Here is a 26,558-nt window from a genome sequence, read left to right as displayed (position 1 = left end):
AGAAACGCTCAGCGGCGTTTCTTCGCCCTGCTGGCGAACGGATTTTCCGAGGTGCGCAAGGCGATGCGAATCGGCACGCCTGGCATGTCGAAGGCTTCGCGCAGGCTGTTAGAGAGATAGCGGACATAGGATTGCGGCATCGCGTCCGGCCGTGAGCAGGAGACGACGAAGCCCGGCGGGCGCGTCTTGGCCTGCGTGACATATTTGATCTTCAGCCGACGCCCCGCCACGGCGGGCGGCGGATGATGCGCCAGGATGCCTTCCAGCCAACGGTTGAGCTTACCGGTCGAGACGCGGCTGTTCCACACTCGATGCGTCTTGATGACGGCATCCATCAATTTGTCGAGGCCGCGCCCAGTCTCTGCCGAGACCGGCACTGCCTGCATGCCGCGCGCCTGCGGCAACAGCCGCTCGGTCTTCTCGCGCAGTTCCGCCAGGAGTTCCTGGGGATGGTCGATCATATCCCATTTGTTGAAGGCGATCACCGGCGCGCGGCCCTCGCGGATGATCAGATCGGCGATCTGCAGATCCTGCTTCTCGAAAGGAATGGTGGCGTCGAGCACGATGATGACGATCTCGGCAAAGCGGATGGCGCGCAAGCCGTCCTGCACCGACATGACTTCCAGCTTTTCGTGGATCCTGGCCTTGCGGCGCATGCCGGCGGTGTCGAACAGTTTCAGGCGGCGGCCATGCCAGTCCCAGTCGACGGAGATGGAATCACGGGTGATGCCAGCTTCCGGCCCGGTCAAGAGCCGCTCCTCGCCGATCAGCGCGTTGATCAGCGTCGACTTGCCGGCGTTCGGGCGGCCGACGACGGCGATGCGCATCGGCTTGGTATCGTCATAGCTCGGCTCGGCATCCGGATCGGTGATGTCCTCGCCGATCAGCACCTCGCTGGCGGCGGTCTCCTCGTCCGCATCCCCTTCTTCTTCGCCGAAGGCGCGCGCCTCGCCAAGCGCTGCGATCACCGCATCGCGCAAATCGGGCAGGCCCTGGCCGTGTTCGGCCGAGACCGGGATGGGCTCGCCAAGGCCGAGTTCCCAGGCCTCCAGCATGCCGCCCTGCGCGCCGCGCGCCTCGGCCTTGTTGGCGACGACGACAACCGGCTTGCCGGATTTGCGCACGATCTCGGCGAAGGTCTTGTCGTCAGGCATCAGCCCGGACTTGGCATCGATCGTGAAAAAGATCAGGTCGGCTTCGCGTATGGCGATCTCGGTCTGGGCGCGCATGCGGCCTGGCAGCGTCGAAGCAGCAGCGTCCTCGAAGCCGGCGGTGTCGATGACATCAAAATGCAGATCGTAGAGCTTGGCGGCGTGGACGCGACGGTCGCGGGTGACGCCCGGCGTGTCGTCGACAAGCGCCAGCTTCCTTCCCACCAGACGGTTGAAAAGGGTCGATTTGCCGACGTTAGGCCGGCCGATGATGGCGACTTTGAATGTCATCGGACTCTACCTATTGTGCATGTCGTTGACCCCAAAACCGCTGCGCACCCTTGGGTCAAGCCCGAGGGCATGCTTTTGGGCAACATGCACTACGACGCGCTGCCCGACCCGCGGATCAGCTCGGACATCAACGTCGCCCGCTCGCGCGCGTTGCGCGGGGCGCCGTCATCCGAGGCGATCTGGTCGAACAGTTTCAGTGCGTCCGTCGCCTTGCCTTCCTTCCAGGCGGCAAGGCCGAGCGCCTCGCGCGCCGTATGGCGCAGCGTGTTGGTATCGGCGGTGAGAGCCTCGACGCGGCTGGAGACATCGGCGAAGGAACCGTGGTCAACGAGCAGCAGTGCTGCCCTGAGGCGCGCCATGTCGCGAAGACCCGATGGAATGTCTGCGTCGGCGGCGACCTCGTCGAAGTCCTTGACTGCGGCGGCGACGTCGCCCTTGTCCGCCTTGACGGTTGCCGCGCGCATGCGGGCGAGCAGCGGATAGGCGCCGTAGCCATCCTTTTCCAGCGCATCGAGGGCCGTCAGCGCTTCGTCGCTCTTGCCCTCATTGGCAAGCTTCAGCGCCTGCGAGAAGGCATCGCCCGAGCGATTGGCGCGGGTCTCGTCCCAATAGCGATAGCCGACGAAGGCAGCGGTGCCGACCACCACCAGCACCGCGAGCGCAAGCAAGGCAGGACCAAAACGGTCCCATAGCGCATGCGCCTGATCGCGACGCATCTCTTCGTTGACTTCGCGGATAAAACTGTCGTCCGACATGGATCAAAAACCATTCCTGCCCCGGCCGGGGCGTACATGAGCCCGCGTTTTAGCGAAATTTCGTCGGCATGGAAGGGGTTCGACAGGAAAATCGGCTAATCGCCGGACAGGCGACGTAAAGGGTGACCGCACCCGCGCCACATTTCGCCGATAGCCGGTGCTCGAACCCTCCTCAAATCCAGATCAGATGTCGATGCCTCGTTTGTACCGCGTTGTTGCGTTTTCCATCGCGTCGCTTGCTGCGGCGGGCACTGCCGTCGCCGATCCGCCCGCGGCGCCTGCGCCGACAAAACCGAAGCAGGTCGTCATCATTTCGTTCGATAGCGCTCGCGATATTCCGCAGTGGAAGCGCAGCCGCGCGCTGGCCGCCCGCACCGGCGCCCATTTCACTTATTTCGTGTCCTGCGTCTTCCTGCTCTCGCCCAAAACGCGCAAGGAATATACGGCGCCCGGCAAGACCGCAGGCAAATCCAACATCGGCTTTGCCGCCTCGAAACAGGAAGTCGCTGACCGGCTCGAGCAGATAAACCTTGCCGCCTCGGAAGATCATGACATCGGCAGCCACGGTTGCGGCCATTTCGACGGCAAGGACTGGAGCAAGGCCGACTGGCTGAGCGAGTTCGGCTCTTTCTCACACATTCTCGAAAGCGCCTATTCGATCAACGGCATTGCCCCCGAACCCGCGGGCTGGCGCGAAATCGCGCGCAAGGCGGTCGGCTTTCGCGCGCCCTATCTGTCGGCTAACAAGGCGCTCTACGAGGCGCTGCCAAGGGCGGGCTACCTGTTCGACGCGAGCGGCGTCTCGCGCGGCCCAGTCCGGCCGACGACCGCCAATGGCATCATGCGCTTTTCGCTGCCGCAGATTCCGGAAGGGCCTCGTTCAAGGCCGGTTATCGCCATGGACTACAATCTCTATGTCAGACATTCCGGCGGCTTCGAGCGGCCGAGCAAGGCGGACGAATTCGCCGACCGGACCTATGATGCCTTTCGCGCCGCCTTCGACGCCCAATACCAGGGAAAACGCGTTCCGCTGGAGCTCGGCTTTCATTTCACGCTTATGAATGACGGCGCCTACTGGAATGCGCTGGAGCGCTTTGCCGGCGAGGTCTGCACCAGGCCCGATGTCGAGTGCATCAGCTATCGCGACTATGTTTCGCGCCAACGCAGCAACGAAAAGCAGGCGTCGGTGGGCGGCTGAGCCGGAAGCGCTCGCCGCCCGCCTCTCCTAGCTTGCCGGCTGATCCTCAGGGCGCAAGCCGGCTCGCTCACGCTCCAGATAATGCTGATCGATTTCGGGTAGCGGGGCCCCTTCAAGCGTCGCCTCGAAGGCGCGCAGGCGCTTGTAGATGGATATCAGTTCGACAATGGTCGGCCAGGAATTCACAAGATACTGGAACGAACTGGCGACTTGTGAAAAGGCGGTGACAATTTGCTGAAAAATTCCAAAGGTTATCTTTCCAAGAGACAAGGTTGGTACAAGAATAAGCGTGGCAAAAACGTTGTCAACCTGGAGATATAGATAGCGCACCATGTCGAAGTAGACATAATGAGCGTATAGCGTGAAGTAGTTCTTTCGAACATTTCTGAAAAGCTCGACCAGCGTTGGCGGCTGCGCTCGTTCCGTATCGTCCTCACCGAGGACAAGTTCCTTGCGCAGAGCGGCTTCAACACGCTGATTACGAAATTCCAGCCCGGGCAGCTTGACGCCGACGACTGCCAACAAGCCGGTTCCAAACAACGACCACGCGATCGCTGCAATAACCAACGGATAGGGGATTGCTCCGAGTATGGGGAGAGTTGGAACATGGAGAGAAAGGGATGCCAGCAAAGGTAGAAATGCAATCAGAGTCATGATGGAGTCGATGAAGTTCACTCCGAGCCCCTGCATTGTGCCCGAGAAGCGCATCGTGTCGTCCTGAACGCGCTGCGACGCCCCTTCGATATGGCGCAGCCTTGGCCAATAAGCCGTAAAATAGTCGTTCATCGCGGTGCGCCAGCGAAACACATAGTGCCTGACGAAAAAGACGTTCAGGACGGCAATGGTCATATAGACCAGGGCCAACGACAGGAACTGCCATACTCCGTAGTAAAGCTCGGCAGGCGTAACGGAGCCGGGCGTTGTCAGGGCCTTCTGCACCATGTCGTAAAACATGCCACGCCAGTCATTGAGCGCCACACTTATCTGCACGATGAAATTAGTGACGAAAATAATCAACGCAGAGCCAAGGATCGACCAGTTCTGCCAACGGTGTGGGGCATACAGCGCCCAAAAAAGGTAGAATACGCCCATACCCGCGAAGAAATATCCGTAGAACCAGAGGAATGCCGGTGTCAGGAATCTTATTGGGCTGATGACGGGTGCGGCCTGCGGATCGACCGGCGGCATCCCCAGCATCGTGCCAAGGTGCTCGCCGCCAAAAAACCATAGGATAACCAGCAGAAGGCTCCAGACGGCCGCCGAGATGAAAAAAAGCTTCGGCTGCGGGAAGAAGGATACAAACACTGTGGGGAAATCCTCGGTCGATGCGCAAATCAGCGGCGTTGCTGTTCAGCGGGCATAAGGTCACACATCGGTCGGAATGAAAATGCCCGTGCCCGATGCCCATCCCCGAGCAAACCCACAATCATGGCGATTTTGGCGCAGCCGACCAGGTGATCGCGCCCGAGACAAGCAGAACGGCGGCGGCCACGATCGATGCGAGGAAGAAGTCGCCCGAGGCTTGCGCAAGCAGACCGGCGACGATCGGACCGACGATCTGACCGAGGCCGAAAGAAGCCGTCATCAACGCCAAGGTCCGGCGTGGCGCTTGCGGGGCAAGCTGCCTTCCGGTCTGCAGGCCGAGCGCGGTGATGGCGATGAAAGTCCCGCCAAGCAGAAACCCGCCGAGCAACGGCCCAACGTGTCCGCCCATGGCGACGCTCGCGGTGACGCCGACCACCTCGACGAGGCACCCGAAGGCATAAGCCGCATACAGGCCGATCCTTGCGGCGATCTTCTGCCAGAGCCAGATCGAAGGAATCCCGGCCAGGCCAGTGACCATCCAGACCATGGCTTCGAACACACGACCGCCGCCACCCTGCCGGACGATGGCGATCAGAAACGTCGCCGTCACGATATAGCCGAAGCCGAACAGGCCATAGGCGACGATGATCTTCATCAGCGAGCGGTCCTTCGGCAGCGCCGGTTCGCGACCATCGGCGCCGTTGGCGGTTGCAGTGCTGCCGACCAGCAGCGCCACGACCGCAAAGGCGCAGGCTGAGATCGCGGCGGACCAAAACCAGCCCGCTGCCCAGCCGGCATGTTCCGTCACGAGGATCACCATCAGCGCCGAGGACGCCGCTATGCCGAGGCCGACGCCGCCGAAATGCAGCGCCTGCAGGTCGTTTCGGCCGGCGGCGGCCAGATGGCCGAAAACGATGCTGGACATGAAGACCAAGACGAAGGCGCTGGCCAGACCGGCAAGAAAGCGGATGACGAGAAAGGCGGCCATAGTGCCGGCCAAGCCCATCAGCCCGGTGAGGACCGCGGTGGCGGCAAGACCGGCCAGCATCAGCAGGCGATCGCGACCGTGCGCCCAGCCGCCGACGGCTGCAAGCGCACCAATGAGATAGCCGAGATAGTTAGCGGATGCGATCCAGCCGGCATCGGCCGGCGACAGGCCAAGTTCCTCCATCATGCCGGGCAGGATCGGCGTGTAGACGAAGCGGCCGATGCCCATGGCAGCGGCCAAGCCAATCATGCCGGCAAAGGCGAGACGCAAGGGAGACGGCGAAACGGCTTTCATTGCGGTGCACAATAGGTGCACGAGCCTGTGAGACAATCCGCTTGTGTTGGGCCAGAACGGGTTGCCGCAGCCGCCAGCATCCAGCCTCCGCCCGCACGTGCCGGCAGCTGAGGGCGACCGCCCGCTGCTACCGTTTCAGAAGCTTCAACCGCAACCTGCTTGCACGGTAGCCGTCTCGTAGGCAGTGCGCCGGGCCGTCAGCCGGAACGGCACGTCGCCGAGCTCGCGCTCCGACATGGTGTCGAGCACAGGATGCGACAGCGGATCAATCACCCATCGGGTGGTCTCGCTTTCAGGCGACCGGCTTTGCCGCGCGCCGGCAGCGGAAAAGACCCTGAGCAATGATAAAATCTTCATCGGATTTTCCTCCACTGGTCTGCTTGTTTCGCTAAAATCTGCCAATCAGCCCTGCGTTTCAATTGAGATTTCAATCGCGGCGGATTAGAAATACTGTATGGTCATGCTGAACCGCGTCCACCTCAACGGCTTGCGCGCCGTGGAAACCGTCGCCCGTCTGGGATCGCTTTCGGCTGCGGCGAGCGAACTCAACGTGTCCGCCAGCGCCGTCAGCCAGCAGGTCAAGCGAACAGAAGAGCAACTCGGCCAGGCGCTGTTCGAACGAACGGCGAGCGGTCTGGTGCTGACCGAATTCGGCACCGTCTTCACCGCGCGCCTCGGGGCAGGTTTTCGCGAACTCGCCCAAGCCGTGGCGCTCGCCGACGAGACCTCAGAATGCACGCTGGTGGTTTCGGTCGCGCCGGCCTTCGCCTCGAAGTGGCTGCTGCCGAGGCTGTCGCGGCACTTCGCCCGGCATCCGAATGTGCTTTTGCGCATCGACGCCTCGGGCCGGATCGCCGATCTCGACCATTCCGACATCGACATCGGCATCCGGATGGGCGACGGCAAATGGCCGGGCGTCCGCGCGGAACTGCTACTGGCGCAGGAGGTGTTTCCGGTCTGCGCGCCGTCGATCGCGGCCAGACTGAAGTCGATCCAAGACCTGGCGCAGATCTGCGCCATCACCGACGAGCGGTCGATGATCAGTTGGGACAGTTGGTTCGAGGCGGCCGGGGTGAAGCCTGTCACCTTTCTCAAGGGTGCGCGTTTCACCGACCCGATGCTTTGCCTGGAATCGGCGATTGCCGGCCATGGCGTGATGCTCGCCTGGCAATTACTGACGGCTGACGCTCTCACCGACGGCCGACTGGTCGCGCCGTTCGGCGTGCGCGCTGAGAGCGGGTTGGGCTACTGGCTGGTGACCGCCAAGACCGAAAGCCGCAAGGTCAGGGATTTCAAGATCTGGATCCGCGAAGAGATAGCGGCGACCATGGCGCAATTCGGCTCGCTCGCCAGCGTGGGTTGAACCTGGGCGCATGACCCCAAAAATCGGAATCGATTTTTGGAAAAGGATCATGCGCAAGATCAAAGTGCCACAGCGTCCTTTGCGCGTCCGACAGGACGCGCGGCGCTGTGGTAGTCGCAATCGCTGTGGAAAGCGCAGCGACGGCGATCTATGTAGGAACCAGACACCACATCACGACAGGCAGGATCATGACCACACATTCGCGCGGCGTTTCCGCAACGATCGACCCGGTGAAACTCGACAGGCTGGCCGAAGTCGCCATCAAGGTCGGGCTGCAATTGCAGCCGGGGCAGGATCTGGTGCTGACGTCGTCGATCGCAGCGCTGCCTTTGACGCGGCGGATCGTCGAGCACGCCTACAAGGCCGGCGCCGGCCTGGTGACGCCGATCTTCAACGACGATGAGATCACGCTGGCGCGCTTCCGCCATGGAGCCGATGCCGGCTTCGACCACGCCGCCGGCTGGCTCTATGAGGGCATGGCGAAGGCCTTCGCCAACAATGCGGCGCGGCTCGCCGTGCGCGGCGAGGATCCGTCGCTGCTGTCGGCGCAGGATCCGGCGAAAGTGGCGCGCGCCAACAAGGCGAACTCGATGGCCTATCGGCCGGCGCTGGAAAAAATCACCGGCTTCGACATCAACTGGAACATCGTCGCCTATCCTGATCAGGCTTGGGCTAAGCAGGTTTTCCCGGGCGATACCGACGACGTCGCCGTAGCCAAGCTCGCCGACGCCATCTTTGCCGCCTCACGGGTCGATGTCGACGACCCGATCGGCAACTGGATGGCGCATAACGCCGCACTTCGCGGCCGCACCGCATGGCTGAACGGCCATAATTTCCACGCGCTGCATTTCACCGGACCCGGCACCGATCTGACCGTCGGTCTCGCCGACGGCCATGAATGGATGGGCGGCGCTTCGACCGCCAAGAACGGCATCACCTGCAACCCGAACATCCCGACCGAGGAGGTCTTCACCACACCGCATGCCAGGCGCGTCGAGGGTCATGTTTCGAGCACCAAGCCGCTGTCCTACCAAGGCACGTTGATCGATGAGATCTCGGTGCGTTTCGAGGAAGGCAGGATCGTCGAGGCAAAGGCTTCGAAGGGCGAGGACGTGCTGAAGGAGGTGCTCGACACCGATGAAGGCTCGCGCCGGCTAGGTGAAGTCGCGCTGGTGCCGCATTCCTCGCCGATCTCAGCGAGCGGCTTGCTGTTCTTCAACACGCTGTTCGACGAGAACGCTGCCTGCCACATCGCATTGGGACAGTGCTATTCGAAGTGCTTCGTCGACGGCGCCTCGCTCAGCCAGGACGAGATCGCGGCGCGCGGCGGCAACGAGAGCTTCATCCATATCGACTGGATGATCGGTTCGGACAAGATCGACATCGACGGCGTCGGCAAGGACGGCAGCCGCGTGCCGGTCATGCGCAAGGGCGAGTGGGCTTAAGGAGCCGCCAACAAGCGGTCTTGGCGGTCAACCCTGGAGTTGGCAATGAAACTCGATATCAAAGTCAAGCGCATCTACGAGCCGCCCTCGCCTAGCGATGGGCAACGGGTGCTCATAGACCGCGTATGGCCGCGCGGCGTCCGTAAAGAAGACGCCGCGCTGACGCTCTGGCTCAAGACCATTGCGCCAAGCGATGAATTGCGCAAATGGTTCGGCCACGAGCCGACACGCTGGATGGAATTCCAGCAGCGATATCGCGGCGAGCTCGACAGGAACGGCGCCGCGGTTGGCCAGTTGCGCGCCCTGCTCGACAACGGCCGGGTGACGCTGCTCTACGGCGCCCAAGACGAGCTGCACAATAATGCGGTGGCTTTGGCTGACTATCTCAGCCTAAAGGGTTGAGGCGGCGCGCACGCTGCACCGCGTCTATTTCCCATCCACCGCCTGCTGATAAACATCAGGCTTGAAGCCGACGAGGATGCGATCGCCGAGCTCCAGCACCGGCCGCTTGATCATCGTCGGCTTGGCCAGCATCAGCGCCTTGGCTTTGTTCTCGTCGAGGCTCAGCTTGTCCTTGTCCGACAGTTCGCGAAACGTCGTGCTCGCCTTGTTGAGCAGGATTTCCCAGCCGACCTTGCTGGACCAGCCGTCCAGCCGCTTCGCGTGGAGCCCTTCGACCCGGTAGTCGTGAAAGCGGTAGGCGACCTCATGGCGTTCCAGCCAGGTGCGGGCCTTCTTGATCGTGTCGCAATTCGTGATGCCGTACATGGTGATCGTCAAGATTGTGATCCTCGGACTGATCTGCGTTCGAATCCGGCGGCACCCTAAGACCGCGTTTGCGACTTTGCCAGCGGCCAGGCCGGCATCTTCAAATTTTGGGCTTGCCAATACTAAGGAATTTTCCTAAGTATTTCCCCGAACATCTTTGGCCATGCGCAGTGCCGCGAGGAAGACATGACCGTCGCAACAAGCCCACAGACCGCGAGTCCGAACGTCCCGCCGATCGACGGCATTTTCCGGGCGCTTGCCGATCCAACGCGTCGACGTGTTGTCGAGCGGCTGAACAGAAGCCCCGCCTCGGTCGGCGAGCTTGCCCAGCCCTTCGACATGGCACTGCCCTCCTTCATCGAACATCTGAAGGTGTTGGAAGGCTGCGGGCTGGTGCGCTCGCAAAAGACCGGCCGCGTCAGGACCTACCGGCTTGCGCCCGAGCCGCTGAAGCTCGCCGAAAACTGGCTGGCCGAGCAGCGTGCAATGTGGGAGCGCCGCCTCGACCAATTCGATGCCTACGTCATGACACTCAAGGAGAAAGACAAATGAGGATGGTTCCGCCGTTCAAACCGGACCCCAGACTGGACCTCGTCCTCGAACGCGTCGTCGACGCACCGCGAGAATTGCTCTGGACCGCCTACACCAAGCCCGAGCATGTCCGGCAATGGTTCACACCGAAGCCGTGGATCGTCACCGACTGCGAGATAGACCTCAGGCCCGGCGGCCTGTTCAGAACCCGCATGCAATCACCCGATGGCAAGGAGGTCAATGACCGCCATTGCTGCTACCTCGACATCGTGCCGAACGAGCGGCTGGTATGGACCGATGCATTGCTACCCGGCTATCGGCCGTCAGGGGACCCATTCATCACAGCGGTCATATCGTTGCAGCCAGAAGGCAAGGCGACGCGCCACACCGCGACCGCCATCCACAGGGATGAAGCGACACGAAAGAACCACGAGGAGATGGGCTTTTTCGATGGCTGGGGCACCGTGGTCGACCAGCTTGCGCAATACGTCAAGACGATCTGACACGGCGTCTTCTCACACGGCGGCCACAGCGTCGTCCTGGTCGCTCAATTGCCAGCGGCCATAGAGTTGATACCGGCCGCGCCCAAGGAAACTGTGGACGAGCACAAAGTCCCGTACCGTCCAGCCAATCGGTTCGATGGCTCGCTCGCCAAGCTTCGCGACCTGCGTCCTGTCGCGCAGCAAGGTAACGTGGGGTTCGAAGGAATTCGCCACGAAGGGCTTCAGCGGGCTATCGGAGAGCGTAGCGCCGAGGCTGCGCCAAAAGGTTTGCAAGGCTGGATTGCCGTCGCTGCCGCGCAGCACCAGCGCGCCACCGCCGAAGGCCGACAGGCGATCGAGGGTAACATCGAACGATGCTGCCTGAACGAGCCCGCCGGCGCGGCAGGCGGTGTCCACAAGGGACATCGGCAATCCGTCATGGTCGCCGAGCCCAACCAGCGAGACATGCAACTGCTCCGCCGCAATGAGGTTGCCGCGCAGGCCCAACTCACGCTGCCAACCAGCCGCCTTCAGCGCCAGCGGCGTGGCAATCGTGCTGTCCAAAAGAATGGCGAAAAACAGCCGATCGTTCCGCCGCTGGTCTGGCTCGTTCCAGCGGAAGAAAGTCTGGCCGTTTTTGCCGATTCCGAATGAAGGCAGCTCGTTCATGGCTGATCCCGTCCGGTATTTTATCCGCGGGAACAGACTAGAACAAATCAGGAACAAACTACAAGGGAGAATAGCAGCCACGCTCGATGGCGAGGCGGCGCACCAGCGCCAGCACGCTGTCGATGGTGGGCGTCGGCTGGCCGGCCAGCCGGCCAAGCTCCTGGACCGCCGTCACCAGCGCGTCGATCTCCATCGGCCGGCCGCGCTCCAGATCCTGCAGCATCGAGGTCTTGTGCTCGCCGACGTCGCCGGCGCCCTTGATGCGGCGGTCGACCGATATCGGGAACCGGACGCCGAGGCTTTCGCCGATCGCCTGCGCCTCCAGCATCATGGTGCGGGCAAGCGTGCGGGTTGCCTCGTCGGCAGCGATCGCCGCAAGCGTGCTGCCGGTCAGCGCGGAAATCGGGTTGAAGGAGAGATTGCCCCAGAGCTTCACCCAGATTTCGCTGCGGATGTCGTCGCGGACGGGCACCTGCAGGCCCGCCGCAACCATCTCCTCGGCAAGCCGGGTGACACGTTCGCTCCTCTCGCCCGAGGGCTCGCCAAGCGAGAAGCGTTTTCCCTCGATGTGGCGGACCAGGCCGGGCGCGTCCACCTCGGCAGCGGGATAGACGACCGAGCCGATGACGCGATCCGGCCCAAGCCGGTCCCAGATCACCCCACCGGGATCCACCGCTTGCAACCGCGTGCCTTCGAGCGCCCCGCCGATCTTATGGAAATACCACCACGGCACGCCGTTCTGCATGGTGACGACGGCCGTCCCCTCGCCCAGCAGCGGCGCGATCTGGTCGAGCGCTGGTGCGAGAGAATGGGCCTTGAGCGCCAGCACGACATAGTCCTGGACGCCCAGTTCCGACGCCTGCGCGGCGGCCCTGACAGAGGCGACGGATTCATGACCGTCCTCGATCAAGCGAAGCCCGTTCGCCTTGATCGCATCGAGATGCGCGCCACGCGCCACGATCGACAGATCGACCCGGCCGGCCATGGCAAGCTTGGCCGCGAGATAGCCGCCGATCGCGCCAGCGCCAAAAATGGTGATCCGCATCATTATCCCAGACCGGGTTTGGCAAGACCGAGCTTGGTCGCGAGACCGATGCGCTGCAGCTTACCCGTCGCGCCCTTCGGGATTTCGTCCAGGATCAGGACAATGCGCGGCACCTTGAAGTCGGCGAGCCGCATCGCGGCAAAGCTGCGAATCTCGCCTTCGGTGGCGGCCATGCCCTCGCGCAGCACGATCGCCGCTGCGACCTCCTCGCCGAGCTTGTCGTGCGGCGTGGCGAAGGTGACGACCTGCGCCACCGCCGGATGGTCCATCAGCACGTCGTCGACCTCGAGCGGCGAGATCTTCTCGCCGCCGCGGTTGATGATCTCCTTGAGCCGGCCGGTGACGCGCAGATAGCCGTCGTCGTCGAGCACGCCCTGGTCGCCAGTGTGAAACCAGCCATGCGCGAAGGCGGTGGCATTGGCGTCCGGATTTTTCTCGTAGCCCGCGGTGACATTGGGCCCACGAATGACGATCTCGCCGGTCTCACCCGGCTTCAGCAATTGTCCGTCCAGCGCCATCACCGCCACCTTCGGTCCGGCGGCGGCGCCGACGCTGCCCGGCTTGCGCAGGCCCGGCGGCAGCCGGTTCGAGGCCATCTGGTGCGCGGCCTCGGTCATGCCGTAGGATTCGATCACCGGGCAGCCGAAGGTAGACTCGAGCTCGGCCATCACCTGCGGCGGCAGCGATGCCGAGGACGAGCGGATGAAGCGGAGAGGCGCTGTCGCCAACGCCTCGGCATTGCGCGCCGCGCGCGGCAGGATCGCCTGATGCATGGTCGGCACGGCCGTGTACCAGCTCGGCCGCGCCTCGCTTAGCCAATGGAAGAAGCGCAGAGCATTGAAGCCCGGCGTGCAGAACACGCTGCCGCCGGCGGCGAGCGAGGACAGCACCGCCGCGATCAGCCCATGGATGTGGAATAGCGGCATGATGTTGAGGCAGCGATCACCTGATGTCAGGCCGAGCGTCGCGCCAATGTGGGCGGCCGAGGCGGCGAGATTGGCATGGCTGAGCGGCACCAGCTTGGGGCGCGACGTGGTGCCGGATGTGTGCAGCAACAGCGCGATGTCGCCATCCTCCGCCAAGCCGGACGAAACAGACGGACCAACCGGTTTGCCCTCGATCTCAAAACTGCCGGCTGGCGCGTCACGCCGCGTGATCAGCCTCAGCACAGCTATGCCGAGACGCTCGGCAATCGCGACCGCCGGACCACTCTCGTCCTCGGCGACCAGGATTGCGTTGGCGCCGATGTCGGAGAGATAAAAATCGAGCTCGTCGGCCCGGTAGGCCGGGTTGAGCGGCGCCGTGGATGCCGCCGCCGCCGCAGCGACAAAGGCAGTGGCCATCTCCGGCCCGTTCGGCAGCACGATGGCTATCCGGTCGCCACGGCCGAGGCCCAGTGCATGCAGTTGCGCCGCCGTTTCGGAGATCAGGCGGCGCAGCCCGCCATGGGTCAGCGTGATCCTGTCGGGTGCCGAAATCGCCGGCGCATCATCCGCTCCGGCGGCAAGCCGTTCAATGATCGACGCTTCAGACAACGCGAACCTCTAGGCCGCCGACGCCATCGATATGACCGCGAAGAACATCACCGCGAACAACCGCCCCGACGCCCGCCGGCGTGCCGGAAAGGATGATGTCCCCCGGCATCAGCGTGAAAAGACCTGAGAGATAGCTGATCATTTCCGGAACTTTCCAAATCATCTGGTTGAGGTCGCCGGTCTGTTTTCGCTCGCCATTGACGTCCAGCCAAATCGCTCCCTGGGTTGGATGACCGATCGAGCTTGCCGGAACCAACGGCGTGCATGGCGCCGACGCCTCGAAGGCCTTGCCGACCTCCCAAGGACGGCCCATGTCCTTCGCCTTACCTTGCAGGTCGCGCCGCGTCATGTCGAGACCTACGCCATAACCGAATACGCAGTCCAGAGCCTTTTCGACCGCGATGTCCGTGCCGCCGCTTTTGAGCGCCACGACCATTTCGATCTCGTGATGGACATCGTTGGAGGCCGGAGGATATGGAAATTCTCCGCTAACATTGAGGTTGTCGGGGTTCTTCTGGAAGAAGAACGGTGGCTCCTTGTTGGGGTCGTGTCCCATCTCGACGGCATGCGCGGCATAGTTCCGCCCGACGCAATAGACGCGGTGCACCGGAAACATCTTGTCGGTTCCCGCCACCGGAATGCTTGGGATTGCGGTCGGTTCGATGACGTAGCTTGAGGTCGTGCCGTGCATGTTCACTGTCTTGCTCCTGCATAGTATTCGACTTTGGCTTCGGCCCTTTCGATCAGTTCGGCGATCAGCAGGGCGAAGGCAAAAAGGATGATGGTCAAGGCCCAGAATTCGGCCATGCGGAAATTTCGCGAGAAGGTCTCGAACAGCGCGCCGTAGCCGACGATGGCGACGAGCAACTGGCCGATGACGACGCCCTTGACGCCGCGGATGAGGCCGAGGCGGATGCCGGCAAGGATTTCCGGAAGAGCCGCCCACAGGATGATCTTGCTATAGAGCGCCGGGCGCGAGGCGCCATAGGAACGCGCCATTTCGATCAGCGATGGTGAGATGTGGCGGACCCCGGCGCGGGTGTCTAGAACGATGATCCAGATCGCAAACAGGAACACCGCTGCAACGATCGTCTTCTCGCCGAAGCCGAACAGGATCATCAGCACCGGGACGATGGCCGAAAGCGGTGCGCTTGAAAAGATGTTGACCCACATGCCGAGCAAATCGTCGGCGATCTTGACGCGTCCCATCAGGATGCCCAGAGGCACGCCGATTACGATCGACAGGGCCATGCCCATGGCGAAGGCGCGAAGGGTCGTGACCGTCGCGCTCTGCCAGGACGGGGTCTGCACCAGACCGACGGCTGCTGCCAGCACGTCGCTAAACGGCGGCAGCAGAAAGACAAGGTCCAGCCGGCCGACGATTTCCCATACGACGCACCAGACGAGCAGGGATGCCATCATTGGTACACGGTAGCCAAACAGGGTCATGGCCGATCATTCCACATATTGCTTCAGCCCCTGCCAGATCTCATCGACCGTATCGAGATAGTGCCTGTCGCGATGAATGCGCTCCGGATCGCCGGAGCGATCGATTTCCGGCTCGATGATCTGCGAAACCCGACCGGGCCTCGGTGACAGCAACACGATCCGGTCGGAGATGTAGACCGCCTCCTCGATCGAATGCGTCACGAAGATGAAGGTCTTGTTCTGGTTGGTGCGCAGCCGGATCAGATCTTCCTGGAACTTCCGCCGGTTCTGCTCGTCGACCGCCGAAAACGGCTCATCGAGCAGCAGGACATCGGCATCGACCGATAAAGCCCGCGCCAGGCCGACGCGCTGGCGCATGCCGCCCGACAGCTCGTGCGGATATTTGTCCTCGAAGCCGGCGAGCCCCACCTCGGCGATATAGCGGCGGGCGATGTCCTCGCGCTCGGCCTTGTTCGTGCCGCGCAATTCCAGCCCGAAGGCCACGTTGCGTGTCACGGTCGCCCAAGGCATCAGCGCAAAGTCCTGGAACACGAAAGCGCGTTCGGGGCCTGGGGCGCTGACGCGCTTGCCGTTGATCGCGACGGTGCCGCCATCAGCCCGTATCAGCCCGGCTATGATCTTCAACAGCGTCGTCTTTCCGCAACCGCTGGGTCCGAGAAGGCTGGTCAGCTTGCCCCTGGGAAAGTCGAGATCGATGCCGCGCAACGCCTCGACATTGCCGTAGGTCTTGGAGATTCCTCTCACTTCCACGATTGAATCGATCGGTGCGGGAACCGGTGACGGTCCATTTCGCAATGCGGTCGCGCCCATGTTAAGCACCTCTACTCTCGGGCCTGAAAACACGGACTTCCACCCACTGCAGAAAGACGAGCGTCAGGGTGGAAAGCGCGATGATCGAGGCAATTGTTGCGTACATCTCGGCGTAATCTGCGCGCGAGCGGTGGAAGGTGATGAGGTCGCCGATGCCGGTCGGGGTGATCAGCAGCTCGGCGAGCACCACGCCGACGAACCCGGCAGCGACGCCGAGGCGCAAGCCGGCAAAGATCACCGGGCTGGCGTCCGGAAGAATGATCTTGGCGACGGTCTGCCAGCGTGTGCCCATGAACGATCGGCACATGGCCAGCAACGACTCGTTGACGTTGCGCACGGCCTTGTAGGTGTTGAGCACGATGACCGGCAGCGCCAGGATCATGACGGCGAGCGTCTTGGCGGTCATTCCAATCCCGTAGACGAAGGTGACCATTGGAATGAAGGCGGCGACGGGTGCAGCCTGAAGCACGATGAACACGGGGATTAGCAGCCATTCGCCGGTGCGCCATAGACCACAGATCGTGCCGAGACCGACACCCAGGAACGCCGACAAGACAACGCCGAGCACCAGCGGCTGCAGCGTCGAGAGGTAGGCAGTTGCCAGGCTGCCATCGGCGAGCAATCCGAAAAACGCGACGATCGTGTCGGAAAAAGTTGGGAAGGCGAAGCTGACGGGAATGCGGCCGGCCACCTCCCAAATTCCCGCGAACAGGGCGATCGACACGAGCCTGAGCAGGATCGGCTGGTCCCACGATGCGCCCGTTGCACTGCGATTGGAAAGAGGAGCGAGGCTGGCAGCCTCGCCGTCGGTTCTGATGCTTACGGCCATCCGGCAGGCCGCCTATTTCTTGCCGAGCTTGGCGACAGCGCGGTCGAGTGCCGAGACATCCCAGAAGTCCTCAACCTTGAGGCTCGCGGGATCGCCTTCGATCTGGCCGGCAAGGCTGAAGAAGGCGAAGTCGTCTGCGGCCGCATCCGCTCCGCCGCCATTCAGCGCAAGGCTGCCGGCTTCCGCGGTTTCCTTGTAGTATTCGGTGATTTCGCTATCCGCTTCCGCGCCGAGATCCGGCAGCAATTTGTACTTGTTGCGGAGCTCGACCGCCACCGCCGGGTTCGCGGTTATCTCGCGCGCGGTCTTCATCAATTCCTCGACCAGGATGTCGACGTCGGCGGCGTTGTTCTTCAGATAGTCTGCGGTCGCGAAAAGCGCTTCGTCCGAGGCGCCGAGATCCTCGACCGGCAAGACGATGAACTTTCCGGGGGCTTCGGCCTCGAGCGCGCGCCTGTTGGCGGCGTCGACGATCGACGCCTTGATGGTTCCCTGGAGCAGCGCATTGCGGCGAACCTCGGAACCCGGGACATAGCTGATGTTGCCGAGCTTGATGCCGTGATTTTTCGCCATCAGGAGCATGACGGCCTCAGTACCGGAGCCGCGCGCCTGAACGGCGACTTCCTGCCCGTCGAGATCCTTCCATTCCTTGTAGAATTCGCTGTTGACGACGGGAAAGAAGCGCAGCGTCGATATCTGCGCAAAGATGCGAATCGGCACGCCCACCTTCTGGATCAGAGTATAGGGCGCGCCGATGCCGACATCGGCCTGGCCGCCGACAATGGCCTGGGCAGCCAGATCCTCGTCATTGAGAACGATGAGCTCGACATTCACGCCGCGTTCCTTGGCGCGCTCTATCGCGGCGAGTGTCTGGATGGATTCTATACCGGGAAGGTCGCCGAATGCGATGCGCATGTCGCCCGCATTTGCGGCCGACAGGGGCAGTGCCCATGCCAGGGCCGCGGCAAAAGCGGTGGCAAGGATGGTATGTCTGGTCATGCTGGCCATTGTCATTCCTCCCGTTTCTTGTAACCATTACCTTAATTGGTTAAGGCCACAGACCGGATTGGTCAAGGAGAAACTGCGGCGTGTCGGACACGTTCGCCCAGAAAACTCGGCAGTTGACGGTTTGCGCTAATCGTTTTAACACCAACAAAGGGAAATCTTATGCGAATTGGTTAAATTGATGGACGATCCCGGAAATGGCGGCCACGCCGCTCTGGTTCAGCTTCAGGCCTATCTTGCCCAGATGGACCATGCCGGCGAGACGCGGCTGCCTGCCGAGCGGGAACTGTCGGAGAGCCTCGGCGTATCGCGCGGCGATCTGCGCAAGGCGCTGGCGGTGCTCGAGAAAGACGGCCGCATCTGGCGTCACGTCGGCAGGGGCACCTTCGTCGGCAGTGGACCGGTAGAGGAGACGATTGGGATTTCGGAAATCGCCGGGCGCACGAATCCGGCCGACGTGATGCGCGCGCGTCTCATCATTGAGCCCGAGATTGCGCGCGAAGCGGCGCTGCACGCCACGCTTTCGGATATAGCCTCGATGCGGCAATCGCTGGTGCAGACGCGGGAAGCCGTCACATGGCGGCAATATGAGAACATCGACAATCTGCTCCACCGGCAGATTGCGCAGGCGAGTCGCAACAATGTGCTGCTCGGCCTGTTCGACGTCCTGAACGCGGTGCGCCGAACGGTGGTCTGGGGACGTCTTCGTTCAGATGGCGCCCGTCCTCCGGCGGACCATCACAGCTTTGCCGACCATGAACGGATCGTCGAGGCGATCGCCGAACGCGACCTTGGCGGCGCGGCCGCGGCGATGCGCCTGCATCTCCAACAGGTCGAGCGGCGCCTGATCCCTGTCCGCGAAGCCGCCGAATAGTTTGGATTGGCCACGCTACAGCGCCGCGCGTCCTTCTTAAACGCGCGGCGCTGTTCGGGTCATGCGCTAGGCGCCGTAGCCGATGATGCCCTTGATCTCGAGGAAATCATGGATCGCCCAGTCGGCATATTCGCGGCCGTTGCCGGATTGCTTGTAGCCGCCGAAGGGCGCGAACGTATCCCACTCCGGATAGTTGATCGAGACCTGTCCGGCGCGCAGGCGGCCGGCGACTTTTCGCGCGTGATCGATATCCCCGGACTGCACATAGGCGGCGAGGCCATAAACAGTGTCGTTGGCGATCTTCACCGCGTCGTCGTCGTCATCATAGGAGATGACCGAAAGCACCGGCCCAAAAATCTCCTCCTTCTCGATGGTCATGCCCGGGGTGACGTGACCGAAGACGGTCGGCCTGACATAGTAGCCGCGGTTGAGGTGCTCCGGCCGGCCGAGACCGCCGGTGACCAGCGTAGCACCCTCGGCGATGCCGGCCTCGATCAGCCGCTGGATCTTGTCGAACTGGATGTTACTGACCACCGGACCGAGCTTGGTCTCTTCCGAGCGCGAATCACCGACCTTGTGCGCTTCGGCCGCTTTCTTGGCGATCGTCAGCGCCTCGTCGTGGCGGGCCGCCGGCACCAGCATGCGCGTCGGCGCGTCGCACGACTGGCCGCTATTGCCGAAACAGGCGTTGACGCCCTGGCGCACGGCCGCCTCGAAGTCGGCGTCGGGAAGCACGATGTTGGCCGATTTGCCGCCGAGCTCCTGCGCCACGCGCTTGACGGTCTCGGCCGCCGTCTTGGCGACGATGATGCCGGCCCGGGTCGAGCCAGTGAAGGAAACCATGTCGACATCGGGATGGCCGGCCATGACCTGCCCGACGTCGGGACCGGTGCCGTTGACCATGTTGTAGACCCCCTTCGGCGTGCCTGCCGCCTCCATCACTTCCGAAAAGATGACGCCGCTGATCGGCGCGATCTCGGAAGGCTTCAGCACGACCGTGCAGCCGGCGGCGATCGCCGGCGCCACCTTGCAGACGATCTGGTTGAGCGGCCAGTTCCATGGCGTGATCAGCGCGCAGACGCCGATCGGCTCCTTGACCACCATGGTGCCGCCGCGCTTCTCGCTGAATTCGTAATCCTCCAGCGCTTTGATGGTGGATTCCATATGCGCCCTGCCTGCCCAGGCCTGCGCCTCGCGCGCCCAGGTGATCGGCGCGCCCATCTCCTGGGAGACAGCTTGCGCGATATCCTCGTAGCGCTCGTTGTAGACCTCGAGGATGCGCTTCAGCAGCTTCAGACGCTCGGCCTTGCTGGTTTGGGAAAATGCCGGAAAGGCCGCCTTGGCCGCTGCCACGGCGCGATCCACATCGGCCTTCGAGCCGACGGAGATTTTCGTGTAGGCCTCTTCAGTAGACGGGTCGATCACATCCAGCGTTGCCGGCACCACGGGCGCGACCCATTTTCCGTCGATAAAGAAGTTCAGATGATTGCTCATCGGGTAATGCTCCGGTTTTCTGGAAAAGATAGGGAACAGATTAGCTGGGTAGCATAGGGCAGTTAGCGCCACGGCGCAGGCTGATATGCGCCACGTCGCCGACGCTGAATTGAAAACCTTCCGCCCGGCGTGGCGCGTCGATAACCACCGGTATCCCCTGCCCCAATTCGGCGTGCAGGCGCAAGGTGCGGCCGTGAAAGACGATGCTGCTCACCCGCGCCGGCGCGGTGCCGGTCGCCGCTTCGGTTGCTGCCAAAAGATCCTCCGGACGCACGCCGATGGTTCGCACCGCGCCTTCACCCGGTGCTTCGCCGGTTTCCGACGTGGCTTCCAGCGGCAAGGCGCCGGCGTTGAAATGCAACCGATCGCCGTCACGGCCGACAAAGCGCGACTGCAGCAGGTTCATCGTGCCGATGAAACTGGCGACGAATTTGGTGGCGGGCCGGTCGTAGAGCGCTGCCGGCGGTGCGATCTGCTCGATACGGCCCTTGTTCATGACGACGATGCGGTCGGAGATCGACAGCGCCTCGGTCTGGTCGTGGGTGACCATGACGAAAGTGGTGCCAAGCCGCGACTGCAGCCGCTTCAGCTCGACCTGCATCTGTTCGCGCAGATGCGCGTCGAGCGCCGATAGCGGCTCGTCGAGCAACAGCACACGCGGTTCGCAGACGATGGCACGGGCAAGCGCGACGCGCTGGCGCTGGCCGCCCGACAATTCGGACACGCGGGCGCCGAGCTTTTCGGCAAGGCCAACCATGTCGAGCGCTTCGCCGACGCGCTTTGCCTGTTCTGCCCCGGAAAGCTTGCGCAGCGACAGGCCGAAGCCGACATTTTCGGCGACGTCCATGTGCGGAAACAGCGCATAGTCCTGGAACACGGTGTTGACCGGCCGGTCAAACGGCCTGAGTGCCGTGATGTCACGGCCTTCGAGCAGCACCCGCCCGCTTGACGGGCTTTCGAAACCAGCGATCACCCGCAGGCTGGTGGTCTTGCCGCAGCCGGAGGGTCCGAGCAACGTCAGGAACTCGCCGCGGGCAATGTCGAGATCGATGGTGTCGAGACCGACGATGCCGCCGGGGAACATCTTCGACACCGCATCCAGCCGGACGAGAGGATCAGGCGCCATCGCGAACCTCGGACGGCTTGGTCGTGTTGACCCAGAGAATCTGGCAGCGCTCGACGCCCGGATTGCGGAAGGCATGCAGCAAGGTGCTCTTGAAGGCGAAGCTGTCGCCGGCCTTCAGCCCATAGGTGGTGGAATCGACCACAAGCTCGACCTCGCCCGACATGACGAACCCGAATTCGTGGCCGGCGTGCGCATAGGCCTCGGCGGTGCCGCCGCCGGCTTCCACCGTCACCAGCATGCCGGTGAGCGTGGCGGCCGGCGGCGACAGCAGCGCCTTGGCAATGCCTTCCGATTTCACCGGGATTTGCCGACGGCTGTTGGCGCGCACGCAATAGAGGTCGTTGCCGGCATCGTTGCCGTCGGCGATCAGCGCCGACGGCTCGATGTCGAGCGCGGCGGCAAGCGGCCAGATCACCTTGACGCGAAGCGAGGACAGGCCGCGCTCGATCTGGCTGAGCGCACCGATCGAAACGCCGGCCTTGGCGGCAAGCTCGGCCAGCGAAAGATTGCGTCCCAGCCTGAGCGCCCGCACGCGCCGGCCGACCCGCACATCGGCGTCGTCCTTCGGCTTTTCAGCGGTTTCGTTTCGTATGTCCATCTGTTTCCCGACCTCGTTTTCGGCACGGCGGCTTTCCCTCTCCCCCTGTGGGAGAAGGTGGCCGAGCGAAGCTCGGTCGGATGAGGGGTGTTCCAGCTTGGCACCGACGGCACTCCGTCCAACACCCCTCAACCGTCTTGGCGCGGCGCGCCAATCCACCTTCTCCCACAAGGGGAGAAGGGAAGGCGAGACTCAGCCGCCTGCCTTGACCTTCTCAAACATCTTGGCGAGTTCGTCATTCTGTTTCATCGGCCCGGTGAAGACGGTGGTCTTCAGCATCACTTCCGGATCGGACGGCAGCTGCAGTTTCTCCAGTTCTTCCTTCGGCACCGCAGCGAAGGCCGAGCTGGTCGAACTGCCGTAGCCATAAGCCTGGATCAAGTATTTTCCCGAATCCGTCTCCAGCCGGCTGTTGATGAAGTCATAGGCGAGATCGACGTTCTTGGCATCCTTGAGCATGACGAAGCCGCACGACCAGGTCAGCATTCCTTCCTTCGGCTTCATGAACTCGACCGGAACGCCCTGCTTCTTGAGCGAGGTGGCTGACGCATTCCAGGTCATGGCGGCGACCAGCTGGCCGCTGGCCAGTGCCTGTTCGACCGAGGTCATGTCGGTGGTGTAGTTAGAGAGCAGCGGGCGCTGCTCGCGCAGCTTTTCCGCCACCTTGTCCATCTGTTCCGGCGTCATGTTGAATGGATTGACGCCGGCGAGAAGGGCCGCCACCACGGGCGTGTCGTGGACGGCGTCGATCGTCGCCATGCGCCCGGCATATTGCTTGTCCCACAGCAAGTTCCAGCTCGGTTCCGGGTTCTTCACGAGATCGGTGCGGTAGAGGATCGAGGTGTTGCCCCAGTCCCACGGCACCATCCAGACCTTGCCGTCGCCGGCCTGCAGGTCGGGCAGGTTCCTGAAGACCGGAAAAATCGAATCCCAGTTCTTGATGCGCTTGGTGTCGATCGGCTGCAGCAGGCCTTCCTTGTTCCAGCGCGCCACCTTGTCGTAGCAGGGATGCGCGACATCAGGGCGGAAACCGGCCTTGACCTTGGTGAAGGCATCATCGTCGTCGCCGAACATCGAGGCTTCTACGCCATCGGGGTGTGCGACGAGGAAGCTCTTGTTGAAGTCGGGCAGTTCGTAGCCCGACCAGGTGAAATATTGCAGCTTGTCGGCCGCAAACGCGACGGTCGACGAAAGCGCCAGCGCGAAGGCGGCCAATCCGGCTTGGACTGTCTTACGATTTATCGATTTCAGGTCGAATGCCATTGCAGTTCTCCTCTTTCGGTTTCTTCTGGTTTGGACAGGTCGGCGGGCACCGGCCGCTGAGCGGCGGCGAGCCCACGATGGCGCAGGATTTCGGCCATTGCCGCGATGACGAAGGACAGGGCCAGGATTGCCGTGCCCAGCGCCATGACGGTCGGCAGCGACTTCGGGAATCGCAGCTGGCTCCAGATATAAAGCGGCAGCGTCGGCTCGGTGCCGGCCAGGAAGAAGGCGACGATGAACTCGTCGAAGGAGGTCAGGAAGGCCAACATGAACGCCGACACAATGGCGGGCAGGCTGAGCGGCAGCATGACCCGCCTGAATGTCGTCCAGTCGGAAGCGCCGAGATCGAGCGCGGCCTCGCGGATCGTCTTTGGGATAGCGGCGAAGCGGCTTTTCATGATCACCACCGTCGTCGGCAGCGCCACCAAAATGTGGCCGAGGACGATGGCGATGCGCGACGGACCGAAGCCGATGAGATTGACCAGGATCAGCAGCGAGATACCGACGATGACGCCGGGGATCAGGATCGGCAGCCGCGCGATGGCGCTGATCGTGAGGGCAAGCGGCGAGCGGCCGTAGAGGTCCATATAGGACACGGTGATGCCGCAAAGCGTCGCGCCGGTGGCGGCAATCGCGCCGATGACGAGGCTGTTGGCAAGAGCGCCGGACAGCGCCGAATTGCCGAACAGCGTCGCGTACCATTCAAACGTGAAGCCTTGCAGCGGAAACGCCGCCTGGATCGAAGCATTGAAGGAGAAAAGCGGGATCAGCGATACCGGCAAATAGAGGAATACCAGATAGACAAGCACGTAGGCGCCGAGCCAACTCCCACCTTTCTTTGCGTCTATGCGCGCCGCGCTCATGTCCGGCTGCCAAACCTGCGGTCGGCGAAACGCACGACCAGCACCACGGCGAGGATGACCAGCATGACGGCGACGGCGAGCGCTGCGCCGAATGGCCAGTCATTGGCCTTGCCGAACTGGGCCTGGATCAGCGTGCCGATCATGGTGCTGGCAGGGCCGCCGACCAGCGCCGGGGTCACATAGTCGCCAACCGTCGGCACGAAGACGACGAGGGCCGCCGCCAGCACCCCCGGCATCGAGTTCGGCAGCACGACGCGGCGGAAGCTGGTGAACGGTCTGGCGCCGAGATCGGAAGCGGCTTCGAGCAGCGATTTGGGGATGGTGTCCAGCGCCACATAGATGGGCAGGATGGCGAATGGCGCGTAGGCGTGAGCCAGCGTGACGACGACGGCCGCCGGCGTGTTGAGAAACGCCAATGTCGGCTCGAACCAGATTCCGCTTTCGATCAGCGCCGAGTTCAGCACGCCATTGTAGGCGAGCACGATCTTCCAGGCGAAGACGCGCAGGAGATAGCTGGTCCAGAACGGCAACGTCACCAGAAACAACAGCAGGCCGCGCCGCCGGCCGGCGTGGAAGGCAAGATAATAAGCGACCGGATAGGCGGTGACGACCGTTGCCAGCGTCACCAGACCGGCGATGGTCAGCGAGCGCAGCGTCACCGTCCAGTACAGCGGGTCGGACACCACCGTGATGAAATTCGCAAGGGTGAAACCGGCGCCCAACAGCGAACCATCATTGCCGCGAAAGGCGAGGAAGAGCACGAGGCCGAGGGCAAACAGGATCAGGAAGAAGGTGACCAGTCCGCCCGGCAGCAGCATGGCCAAGCGGAAACCCGAAGAAAACCGGGATTCCGGCGGCGGCTGTATCGCAACGATGGTCGACATCGTCTTACCCTATCGGGATTTTGAAATCGCCTAAGATTTTTTCATAATCATGAAACTGTCAAGCTGATTCCTGCGCCGGCATGAAATCAGCGCTCGAATGCATCCAGCATACGATACCAGGCGATCGTCGCGGCAACGCCGATCTGCCGAAAGGCCTGCAACGGGATCGGCCGGATCGGAGAGACCGGAAACGGCAATTGCCTGGCATCGCCGCTCGCCAGATAGCCAGCAATGCGCTCGCCAAGCGCGGTCATCAGGCCGACGCCACGGCCCTGGCAACCGACCACGGCCATCAGGCCCTGCTCGGGCTCGTGGATATGCGGGAGATGATCCGGCGTCATCGCCACCCGACCAAACCAGCGCTTTTCGACGGCAACGCCGGACAGCGCCGGATAGAGCCGGAGCAGCGCGCGCTCGAGATGCGCCCAGTCACCTTCGCTGGTCGGCAGCGCCATCCCGCCGCGCCCGCCAAGCACCAGCCGGCCGTCGGCGCTCTTGCGGTAATAAATGAGGATGCGGCGCGAATCCGACACCGCTTGCCCCTCCGGCAGAATCCCGGCTGCCACATCGGGCGGCAGCGGCGCTGTCGCGATCTGGAAGGAGTGCAACGGAACGATCGTCTCGGCGAGACCGGGGAGCAAATCCCCGGTATAGGCGTTCGTCGCCAGAATGACCGCTTTCGCCTGCAATTCGGCGCCGCCTTCCGTCGAAATGCGCCAAAGGCCGGCGTTCTTGCCGAGGCGCACCACCTTCTGGTGCTCGGCGATCTTCACGCCTGCGGCCGAGGCGATCCGTGCCAGCTCCGACGTGTAGGCAAGCGGATCGATCACGCCGGCGCGGCGGTCGAGCCAGCCGCCGAGATAGCCCCGCGCGCCAGTCAACGCGGCGATCTCGGTCCGGCTCAGAAGCCGGACATCGGCGCCGCGGGCCTGCCATTGCCGGTCCCTGTTCGCCGCCGCCTTCAGCGCCGTCTCGGTGTGCGCTGCCTGGATCCAGCCGTTGCGAACGAACGGCACCGCCAGTTTCTCGTCGCGGATCGATTCGAAGACCGCATCCGCCGTCGAGGCGGCAAAATTGACGAGGATCTCGCCGCGGTCGGGGCCAAAATGCTCCAGCAGCCATTCCGGATCATATTTAAGGCCGGGGATCACCTGGCCGCCATTCAGGCCCGATGCGCCCTGGCCGATCTCACCGGCTTCCAGCACCTGCACGGCAAGCCCGAACCGGGCTGCATGCAAGGCGGTCGACAGACCGAGGATCCCGCCACCGACGATAACGACATCGACACGTTGCCCGCCGGGAAAAAGCGACTGGAACGCAGGGGCCGCCGGCGGCTTCTGCCAGATCGGATCGTAAAACGGTACGGGCAAAGGTCACCTGAAATGGATTTCGTCAAATGAAAATCCTAGTGACGATTTCATGATTTTGAAAGCTCGTTTCCGCTTCGCAATTAGGACACGCCAAGGTCAATTACCGTCCAGCCGCGCGGAGATTGCCCGGACAGATTGACAAAACTTGCCTTGAGGACGGGATAGACCTTTGG

28 protein-coding genes are annotated in these 26,558 nt (G+C 62.9%); 7 read left to right on the top strand and 21 right to left on the bottom strand.

Annotated elements, in window-relative coordinates:
* Positions 1-8: 8 nt before the first annotated feature.
* Complete coding sequence (gene der / locus RPG13_RS12980) at positions 9-1,442, bottom strand: ribosome biogenesis GTPase Der (RefSeq protein WP_126103301.1); 1,434 nt, start codon at positions 1,440-1,442, stop codon at positions 9-11.
* A gap of 89 nt (positions 1,443-1,531) precedes the next feature.
* The gene (locus RPG13_RS12975; protein ID WP_127289757.1) at positions 1,532-2,197 is read right to left on the bottom strand and encodes a tetratricopeptide repeat protein; all 666 of its coding nucleotides are present in this window, start codon (positions 2,195-2,197) and stop codon (positions 1,532-1,534) included.
* A gap of 193 nt (positions 2,198-2,390) precedes the next feature.
* On the opposite strand from RPG13_RS12975, the gene RPG13_RS12970 reads away from it, so the two are divergent.
* Positions 2,391-3,395, top strand: a complete 1,005-nt coding sequence (locus RPG13_RS12970) for a polysaccharide deacetylase family protein (protein ID WP_337125186.1) — start codon at positions 2,391-2,393, stop codon at positions 3,393-3,395.
* 27 nt (positions 3,396-3,422) lie between these two features.
* Here the strand turns inward: RPG13_RS12970 and sbmA are convergent, their stop codons facing one another.
* The 3 genes from sbmA to RPG13_RS12955 form a co-directional block, all read right to left on the bottom strand.
* The gene (gene sbmA / locus RPG13_RS12965; protein ID WP_126103304.1) at positions 3,423-4,700 is read right to left on the bottom strand and encodes a peptide antibiotic transporter SbmA; all 1,278 of its coding nucleotides are present in this window, start codon (positions 4,698-4,700) and stop codon (positions 3,423-3,425) included.
* Positions 4,701-4,821: 121 nt separating this feature from the next.
* On the bottom strand, positions 4,822-5,982 hold the full coding sequence (locus tag RPG13_RS12960) for a YbfB/YjiJ family MFS transporter (protein WP_337125185.1): 1,161 nt from the start codon (positions 5,980-5,982) through the stop codon (positions 4,822-4,824).
* Positions 5,983-6,126: 144 nt separating this feature from the next.
* On the bottom strand, positions 6,127-6,339 hold the full coding sequence (locus RPG13_RS12955; RefSeq protein ID WP_095483940.1) for a hypothetical protein: 213 nt from the start codon (positions 6,337-6,339) through the stop codon (positions 6,127-6,129).
* Between the two features lie 97 nt (positions 6,340-6,436).
* Between RPG13_RS12955 and RPG13_RS12950 the strand changes: the two genes are divergently transcribed.
* The 3 genes from RPG13_RS12950 to RPG13_RS12940 all read left to right on the top strand — a co-directional run bounded on the left by RPG13_RS12950 (position 6,437) and on the right by RPG13_RS12940 (position 9,192).
* Positions 6,437-7,345 carry a LysR substrate-binding domain-containing protein gene (locus tag RPG13_RS12950; protein WP_337125184.1) on the top strand — a complete coding sequence of 303 codons (909 nt, stop codon included), beginning with the start codon at positions 6,437-6,439 and terminating at the stop codon, positions 7,343-7,345.
* 188 nt (positions 7,346-7,533) lie between these two features.
* On the top strand, positions 7,534-8,790 hold the full coding sequence (locus tag RPG13_RS12945; RefSeq protein ID WP_337125183.1) for an aminopeptidase: 1,257 nt from the start codon (positions 7,534-7,536) through the stop codon (positions 8,788-8,790).
* 45 nt (positions 8,791-8,835) lie between these two features.
* Complete coding sequence (locus tag RPG13_RS12940) at positions 8,836-9,192, top strand: DUF488 domain-containing protein (RefSeq protein WP_337125182.1); 357 nt, start codon at positions 8,836-8,838, stop codon at positions 9,190-9,192.
* A 24-nt stretch (positions 9,193-9,216) separates the two neighbouring features.
* Here the strand turns inward: RPG13_RS12940 and RPG13_RS12935 are convergent, their stop codons facing one another.
* Positions 9,217-9,570, bottom strand: a complete 354-nt coding sequence (locus RPG13_RS12935; protein ID WP_337125181.1) for an ArsC family reductase — start codon at positions 9,568-9,570, stop codon at positions 9,217-9,219.
* 174 nt (positions 9,571-9,744) lie between these two features.
* Here RPG13_RS12935 and RPG13_RS12930 point away from each other — a divergent pair, with 174 nt between their 5' ends.
* Both RPG13_RS12930 and RPG13_RS12925 read left to right on the top strand, forming a co-directional pair.
* Complete coding sequence (locus tag RPG13_RS12930; RefSeq protein WP_337125180.1) at positions 9,745-10,110, top strand: ArsR/SmtB family transcription factor; 366 nt, start codon at positions 9,745-9,747, stop codon at positions 10,108-10,110.
* Positions 10,111-10,112: 2 nt separating this feature from the next.
* Entirely contained in the window at positions 10,113-10,592 is a 480-nt protein-coding gene (locus tag RPG13_RS12925; protein ID WP_337127014.1) for an SRPBCC family protein, read from the top strand.
* A 12-nt stretch (positions 10,593-10,604) separates the two neighbouring features.
* On the opposite strand, the gene RPG13_RS12920 is transcribed toward RPG13_RS12925, so the two are convergent.
* From RPG13_RS12920 to RPG13_RS12885, 8 genes are read right to left on the bottom strand one after another with little or no spacing between them, the layout of a single operon-like run.
* Positions 10,605-11,321 (bottom strand): 2'-5' RNA ligase family protein, encoded by a 717-nt coding sequence (locus RPG13_RS12920; protein WP_337125179.1) that lies wholly within the window; start codon positions 11,319-11,321, stop codon positions 10,605-10,607.
* The gene (locus RPG13_RS12915; protein WP_337125178.1) at positions 11,299-12,285 is read right to left on the bottom strand and encodes a 2-dehydropantoate 2-reductase; all 987 of its coding nucleotides are present in this window, start codon (positions 12,283-12,285) and stop codon (positions 11,299-11,301) included. The genes RPG13_RS12920 and RPG13_RS12915 overlap by 23 nt, the downstream gene beginning before the upstream one ends.
* Positions 12,286-12,287: 2 nt before the next feature.
* A complete protein-coding gene (locus tag RPG13_RS12910; protein ID WP_337125177.1) occupies positions 12,288-13,820 on the bottom strand; it encodes an acyl--CoA ligase in 1,533 nt (510 codons plus the stop codon).
* Positions 13,813-14,511 carry a fumarylacetoacetate hydrolase family protein gene (locus RPG13_RS12905; protein ID WP_337127013.1) on the bottom strand — a complete coding sequence of 233 codons (699 nt, stop codon included), beginning with the start codon at positions 14,509-14,511 and terminating at the stop codon, positions 13,813-13,815. Before RPG13_RS12905 ends, RPG13_RS12910 begins: the two co-directional genes overlap by 8 nt.
* Positions 14,512-14,513: 2 nt before the next feature.
* Positions 14,514-15,269 carry an ABC transporter permease gene (locus tag RPG13_RS12900; RefSeq protein WP_337125176.1) on the bottom strand — a complete coding sequence of 252 codons (756 nt, stop codon included), beginning with the start codon at positions 15,267-15,269 and terminating at the stop codon, positions 14,514-14,516.
* A gap of 6 nt (positions 15,270-15,275) precedes the next feature.
* Positions 15,276-16,079 (bottom strand): ABC transporter ATP-binding protein, encoded by an 804-nt coding sequence (locus RPG13_RS12895; protein WP_127289737.1) that lies wholly within the window; start codon positions 16,077-16,079, stop codon positions 15,276-15,278.
* Between the two features lies 1 nt (position 16,080).
* Positions 16,081-16,908: an ABC transporter permease gene (locus tag RPG13_RS12890; protein ID WP_337125175.1), complete on the bottom strand. Its 828-nt coding sequence runs from the start codon at positions 16,906-16,908 to the stop codon at positions 16,081-16,083.
* 12 nt (positions 16,909-16,920) lie between these two features.
* Complete coding sequence (locus RPG13_RS12885; RefSeq protein ID WP_337125174.1) at positions 16,921-17,916, bottom strand: ABC transporter substrate-binding protein; 996 nt, start codon at positions 17,914-17,916, stop codon at positions 16,921-16,923.
* A gap of 178 nt (positions 17,917-18,094) precedes the next feature.
* Between RPG13_RS12885 and RPG13_RS12880 the strand changes: the two genes are divergently transcribed.
* Positions 18,095-18,787, top strand: a complete 693-nt coding sequence (locus RPG13_RS12880; protein WP_126103317.1) for a FadR/GntR family transcriptional regulator — start codon at positions 18,095-18,097, stop codon at positions 18,785-18,787.
* 66 nt (positions 18,788-18,853) lie between these two features.
* Here RPG13_RS12880 and RPG13_RS12875 read toward each other — a convergent pair whose 3' ends face one another.
* The 7 genes from RPG13_RS12875 to RPG13_RS12845 form a co-directional block, all read right to left on the bottom strand.
* Positions 18,854-20,281, bottom strand: coding sequence for an aldehyde dehydrogenase family protein (locus RPG13_RS12875; protein ID WP_337125173.1), 1,428 nt, complete (start codon positions 20,279-20,281; stop codon positions 18,854-18,856).
* A gap of 40 nt (positions 20,282-20,321) precedes the next feature.
* Entirely contained in the window at positions 20,322-21,407 is a 1,086-nt protein-coding gene (locus tag RPG13_RS12870; RefSeq protein WP_095483925.1) for an ABC transporter ATP-binding protein, read from the bottom strand.
* Complete coding sequence (locus RPG13_RS12865) at positions 21,397-22,005, bottom strand: cupin domain-containing protein (RefSeq protein WP_095483924.1); 609 nt, start codon at positions 22,003-22,005, stop codon at positions 21,397-21,399. The genes RPG13_RS12870 and RPG13_RS12865 overlap by 11 nt, the downstream gene beginning before the upstream one ends.
* A 192-nt stretch (positions 22,006-22,197) precedes the next feature.
* On the bottom strand, positions 22,198-23,268 hold the full coding sequence (locus RPG13_RS12860) for an ABC transporter substrate-binding protein (protein WP_127289731.1): 1,071 nt from the start codon (positions 23,266-23,268) through the stop codon (positions 22,198-22,200).
* Positions 23,253-24,131, bottom strand: coding sequence for an ABC transporter permease (locus RPG13_RS12855; RefSeq protein WP_127289729.1), 879 nt, complete (start codon positions 24,129-24,131; stop codon positions 23,253-23,255). Before RPG13_RS12855 ends, RPG13_RS12860 begins: the two co-directional genes overlap by 16 nt.
* Complete coding sequence (locus RPG13_RS12850; RefSeq protein WP_127289727.1) at positions 24,128-25,015, bottom strand: ABC transporter permease; 888 nt, start codon at positions 25,013-25,015, stop codon at positions 24,128-24,130. The genes RPG13_RS12855 and RPG13_RS12850 overlap by 4 nt, the downstream gene beginning before the upstream one ends.
* 86 nt (positions 25,016-25,101) lie before the next feature.
* Complete coding sequence (locus RPG13_RS12845) at positions 25,102-26,385, bottom strand: NAD(P)/FAD-dependent oxidoreductase (RefSeq protein ID WP_337125172.1); 1,284 nt, start codon at positions 26,383-26,385, stop codon at positions 25,102-25,104.
* Between the last annotated feature and the right edge of the window lie 173 nt (positions 26,386-26,558).

This window comes from Mesorhizobium sp. ISC15 (genome assembly GCF_037162615.1).
GTDB classification, from domain to species: Bacteria; Pseudomonadota; Alphaproteobacteria; order Rhizobiales; family Rhizobiaceae; genus Mesorhizobium; species Mesorhizobium mediterraneum.
This window is presented reverse-complemented; position numbering and strand designations above follow the sequence as displayed.

Bases quoted from the DNA above. Each gene is read 5' to 3' on its own strand.
- der (WP_126103301.1), bottom strand. From the start codon at position 1,442: ATGACATTCAAAGTCGCCATCATCGGCCGGCCTAACGTCGGCAAATCG.
- RPG13_RS12975 (WP_127289757.1), bottom strand. From the start codon at position 2,197: ATGTCGGACGACAGTTTTATCCGCGAAGTCAACGAAGAGATGCGTCGC.
- RPG13_RS12970 (WP_337125186.1), top strand. From the start codon at position 2,391: ATGCCTCGTTTGTACCGCGTTGTTGCGTTTTCCATCGCGTCGCTTGCT.
- RPG13_RS12960 (WP_337125185.1), bottom strand. From the start codon at position 5,982: ATGAAAGCCGTTTCGCCGTCTCCCTTGCGTCTCGCCTTTGCCGGCATG.
- RPG13_RS12955 (WP_095483940.1), bottom strand. From the start codon at position 6,339: ATGAAGATTTTATCATTGCTCAGGGTCTTTTCCGCTGCCGGCGCGCGG.
- RPG13_RS12950 (WP_337125184.1), top strand. From the start codon at position 6,437: ATGGTCATGCTGAACCGCGTCCACCTCAACGGCTTGCGCGCCGTGGAA.
- RPG13_RS12945 (WP_337125183.1), top strand. From the start codon at position 7,534: ATGACCACACATTCGCGCGGCGTTTCCGCAACGATCGACCCGGTGAAA.
- RPG13_RS12940 (WP_337125182.1), top strand. From the start codon at position 8,836: ATGAAACTCGATATCAAAGTCAAGCGCATCTACGAGCCGCCCTCGCCT.
- RPG13_RS12930 (WP_337125180.1), top strand. From the start codon at position 9,745: ATGACCGTCGCAACAAGCCCACAGACCGCGAGTCCGAACGTCCCGCCG.
- RPG13_RS12925 (WP_337127014.1), top strand. From the start codon at position 10,113: ATGGTTCCGCCGTTCAAACCGGACCCCAGACTGGACCTCGTCCTCGAA.
- RPG13_RS12915 (WP_337125178.1), bottom strand. From the start codon at position 12,285: ATGCGGATCACCATTTTTGGCGCTGGCGCGATCGGCGGCTATCTCGCG.
- RPG13_RS12905 (WP_337127013.1), bottom strand. From the start codon at position 14,511: ATGCACGGCACGACCTCAAGCTACGTCATCGAACCGACCGCAATCCCA.
- RPG13_RS12900 (WP_337125176.1), bottom strand. From the start codon at position 15,269: ATGACCCTGTTTGGCTACCGTGTACCAATGATGGCATCCCTGCTCGTC.
- RPG13_RS12895 (WP_127289737.1), bottom strand. From the start codon at position 16,079: ATGGGCGCGACCGCATTGCGAAATGGACCGTCACCGGTTCCCGCACCG.
- RPG13_RS12890 (WP_337125175.1), bottom strand. From the start codon at position 16,908: ATGGCCGTAAGCATCAGAACCGACGGCGAGGCTGCCAGCCTCGCTCCT.
- RPG13_RS12885 (WP_337125174.1), bottom strand. From the start codon at position 17,916: ATGGCCAGCATGACCAGACATACCATCCTTGCCACCGCTTTTGCCGCG.
- RPG13_RS12880 (WP_126103317.1), top strand. From the start codon at position 18,095: ATGGACGATCCCGGAAATGGCGGCCACGCCGCTCTGGTTCAGCTTCAG.
- RPG13_RS12875 (WP_337125173.1), bottom strand. From the start codon at position 20,281: ATGAGCAATCATCTGAACTTCTTTATCGACGGAAAATGGGTCGCGCCC.
- RPG13_RS12870 (WP_095483925.1), bottom strand. From the start codon at position 21,407: ATGGCGCCTGATCCTCTCGTCCGGCTGGATGCGGTGTCGAAGATGTTC.
- RPG13_RS12865 (WP_095483924.1), bottom strand. From the start codon at position 22,005: ATGGACATACGAAACGAAACCGCTGAAAAGCCGAAGGACGACGCCGAT.
- RPG13_RS12860 (WP_127289731.1), bottom strand. From the start codon at position 23,268: ATGGCATTCGACCTGAAATCGATAAATCGTAAGACAGTCCAAGCCGGA.
- RPG13_RS12855 (WP_127289729.1), bottom strand. From the start codon at position 24,131: ATGAGCGCGGCGCGCATAGACGCAAAGAAAGGTGGGAGTTGGCTCGGC.
- RPG13_RS12850 (WP_127289727.1), bottom strand. From the start codon at position 25,015: ATGTCGACCATCGTTGCGATACAGCCGCCGCCGGAATCCCGGTTTTCT.